This window comes from Burkholderia sp. AU19243 (genome assembly GCF_018148075.1).
GTDB lineage: Bacteria > Pseudomonadota > Gammaproteobacteria > Burkholderiales > Burkholderiaceae > Burkholderia > Burkholderia latens_A.
In genome coordinates this window covers 1-546 of the sequence record NZ_JAGSTV010000053.1, presented here as the reverse complement: position 1 = coordinate 546, position 546 = coordinate 1, and the positions used below count along the sequence as shown (strand labels likewise).

Below are 546 nucleotides of genomic sequence, written 5' to 3'. Positions count from 1 at the left end.
ACGGGCAAGGCGGGATTCTGGTCGTCAAGCGTCCGTGGCCGTCGATGATCCGCACGATCTGGGGCGACCCGGAGCGCTTCAGAAAGAGCTACTACCCGGAGGAACTGGGCGGGCGGCTGTATCTGGCCGGCGACGGCACGGTGCGCGACAAGGACACCGGGTACTTCACGATCATGGGGCGCATCGACGACGTGCTCAACGTGTCGGGCCATCGGCTTGGCACGATGGAGATCGAGTCGGCGCTGGTGTCGCACGAGCTGGTCGCGGAAGCGGCGGTGGTCGGCCGCCCGGACGACACGACCGGCGAAGCGGTGGTCGCGTTCGTCGTGCTCAAGCGTTCGCGCCCGGAAGGCGACGAGGCGGCGGCGCTCGCGAAGGCATTGCGCGACTGGGTCGGCAAGCAGATCGGGCCGATCGCGAAACCGAAGGACATCCGGTTCGGCGACAACCTGCCGAAGACGCGCTCGGGCAAGATCATGCGGCGCCTGTTGCGCTCGCTCGCGAAGGGCGAAGCCATCACGCAGGACACCTCCACGCTCGAGAACC

Annotated in this window: 1 pseudogene; it reads left to right on the top strand. The window is 67.8% G+C overall.

The features are described from left to right. Positions 1–546, top strand: a pseudogene (locus tag KDW55_RS29825) (AMP-binding protein); the annotation flags it as partial.